3 protein-coding genes are annotated in these 2,637 nt (G+C 70.8%); all 3 read right to left on the bottom strand.

The window, feature by feature from the left end; translation table 11 throughout:
• A partial coding sequence (locus tag VFM98_RS20125; protein ID WP_325111673.1) for a helix-turn-helix transcriptional regulator occupies window positions 1-657 on the bottom strand: 657 nt, incomplete at its 3' end.
• Window positions 650-1,474, bottom strand: a complete 825-nt coding sequence (gene pilW, locus VFM98_RS20120; protein WP_325111672.1) for a type IV pilus biogenesis/stability protein PilW — start codon at window positions 1,472-1,474, stop codon at window positions 650-652. The genes VFM98_RS20125 and pilW, both read right to left, overlap by 8 nt.
• Window positions 1,475-1,490: 16 nt before the next feature.
• Window positions 1,491-2,636, bottom strand: a complete 1,146-nt coding sequence (gene rlmN / locus VFM98_RS20115; RefSeq protein WP_325111671.1) for a 23S rRNA (adenine(2503)-C(2))-methyltransferase RlmN — start codon at window positions 2,634-2,636, stop codon at window positions 1,491-1,493.
• Window position 2,637 lies beyond the last annotated feature (1 nt).

Here is a 2,637-nt window from a genome sequence, read left to right as displayed (position 1 = left end):
GGCCGCGCCGGAGGGCGCAGCGGCAGGATTGCCCGGTGCCGCGGCGTCCGGCGCCTGCGTGACGGCCGCGGCCGTGGGCACGCCACCGGCGGCCGAGGCGGGCGCGGCCGGCAGGCCTTCGATGCTGCCCGTGGCGGCCGCGGGCTCGGTGGTCGGTTGTTCGGGCCGGGCGTCGGTGGTGGGCGCTTCGGCCGGCGCGGCGCCGCGGGTGGCCTGCATCACGGTATCGAAGCCCCGCTGCGCATAGGGCAGCACGATCAGTCCCAGCGCCGCCAGCAGCAGCAGCACGACGGTCAGCACGACGGGACGCGAGACCTGCTTCAGCAGCCCGGGCGCCGGCCCGTCGCTGGGCGAGCGGAACGGCGCGTTGATCGCCTGTCCCTCGGCCAGCCGCGGCTGCGGCGTCTGCGGCAGCCGCTGCAGCACCGGCGCCGGGTCGACCTTCAGCGTGCGGCACACGCTGGAAGCGAGCGCACGCGCGAACACGGCGTCGGGCAGTTCCTCGTAGCGGTCTTCCTCCAGCGCCTCGAGCTTGCGCACCGGCACCTTGAGGTTGGCCGCCAGGGTCGCCACGTGCAGGCCGGCCGCCTCGCGGGCCTGCCGCAGCAGGGTGCCGGCGCTCACGCCGTCCGGCGCGCTGGCCTGGTACTCACTCATCGAAGGCCTTCCGCTCCAGCGCCTGGCGCTCGCGCGACTGCGGGAAGCGCTTGCGCAGCTGCTCGCTCAGCTGGTTCATCGCCACCGTGTCGTGCATGCGGTTTTCCACCTTGATGCCGAGCCACAGCGATTCGGCATTGGCCAGCTCGCTGTTGTTCAGGCGGCGGATGTAGAACTGGGCGCGCTGGTAGTCGCCGCGCATGTACAGCAGCTGGGCCAGGTTGTAGCCGGTGATGGGATTGCCGGCATCGAGCTCGTAGGAGCGCGCCAGGCTGTGCTCCGCCTCCGCGCGCTGGCCGGCGCGGGCCTGGCACAGGCCCTGGGCCATCAGCGTCTTGGCCTTGTCCGGGTAGAGCGGGTTGGCCATCGCCTGCTCGAAGGAACGCGTCGCTTCGGGATAGCGCCCCTGCTGGCATTGCAGCCAGCCGTAGTTGTGGTGCGCGTTGGCGTCGCGCGGGTTGATCGCCAGCGCCTTGCGGAAGCCCTCTTCGGCCTGGCGGTTGTCGCCCAGGCGCATGTAGACCAGGCCCAGCAGGTTGTAGGCGTCGCCCAGGGTCGGATCGGTCGCGATCGACTGCTTCAGCTCGTCGAGCGCGATCTCGGTCTTGCCTTCCTGGAAGTAGCCGGTCGCGAGCTCGAGCCGGATGCGCGCGCGCTTGCGCGTCTCGGTTTCCTCGGACGGCGTGACGATGTTCGCGCTGGCCGACGGCTGCGCGGCCGGCGCGGCGGCGCAGCCCGCGAGCAATGCCGAACCCGCCGCCGATGCGAGCGCCGCGGCCGCGAGCCAGCGCGCCGCGGAGCGTGCGCGCCCCCCCATGGCCATCCTCATCTTGCTAAGCCTCCTTCGTGCTGTGCGCGGGCACCGGCTTCAGGACGATCATGCGCTGCTGCGCGATGCGCCGGTCCACGCGGGTGCGGTCCTTGACGTCGCCGGCCAGCTGGCCGCAGGCGGCGTCGATGTCGTCGCCGCGCGTCTTCCGCACCGTCGTCACGATACCAGCATCACTCAGCATTTTCGCGAATGCCTGCACCCGCTGTTGCGGGGATCGCACCAGCCCGGAGGCGGGGAAGGGATTGAAGGGGATCAGATTGAGCTTGCACGACACGCCGCGGCCCGCGTGGTGCTGCACCAGGTGGGCGAGCTCGCGCGCGTGCTCCGGCTGGTCGTTCACGCCATCGAGCATCACGTACTCGAAGGTGATGAAGTCGCGCGGCGCGTGTTCGAGGTAGCGGTTGCAGGCGTCCAGCAGCTCCGCGACCGGGTACTTTCGATTGAGCGGGACCAGCTTGTCGCGCAGTTCGTCGTTCGGCGCGTGCAGCGACACCGCCAGGGCCACCGGGCAATCCTGGGCCAGGCGGTCCATCATCGGCACGACGCCGGAGGTGGAGACCGTCACGCGCCGGCGCGACAGGCCGTAGCCGTGGTCGTCCAGCATGATGCGCAGCGCCGGCACCAGCGCCTGGTAGTTCTGCAGCGGCTCGCCCATGCCCATCATCACCACGTTGGAGATGACGCGCTCGCCGTTGGTGCCCAGGTGGCGGCGCAGGAAGTGCTCGGCGAACCACAGCTGGGCGATGATCTCGCCGGTGGTGAGGTTGCGCGAGAAACCCTGGTGGCCGGTGGAGCAGAAGCGGCAGCCCACCGCGCAGCCGGCCTGCGAGGACACGCACAGCGTGCCGCGGTCGTCCTCGGGGATGAACACCGCCTCGACGGCCTCGCCGCCGCCGACGTCGAACAGCCACTTGATGGTGCCGTCCGCGGATTCGTGCTGGGAGAGGATCGCCAGGCCCTGGATGCAGGCGTTGGCCTCCAGCTTCTCGCGCAGCGACTTGGCCAGATCGGTCATCTGGCCGAAGTCGCTGGCGCCCTTCTGGTGGATCCAGCGGAACAGCTGGGTCGCGCGGAACTTCTTCTCGCCGAGTTCCGCGCAGAACGCGGCCAGACCCTCGAGGTCGTAATCGAGCAGGTTGGCCGTCATC

This window comes from Ramlibacter sp. (genome assembly GCF_035706265.1).
Classification (GTDB): Bacteria; Pseudomonadota; Gammaproteobacteria; order Burkholderiales; family Burkholderiaceae_C; genus Ramlibacter.
This window is presented reverse-complemented; position numbering and strand designations above follow the sequence as displayed.

Coding starts and splice junctions, on each gene's coding strand:
- pilW (WP_325111672.1), bottom strand. CDS start 1,474: ATGGGGGGGCGCGCACGCTCCGCGGCGCGCTGGCTCGCGGCCGCGGCG.
- rlmN (WP_325111671.1), bottom strand. CDS start 2,636: ATGACGGCCAACCTGCTCGATTACGACCTCGAGGGTCTGGCCGCGTTC.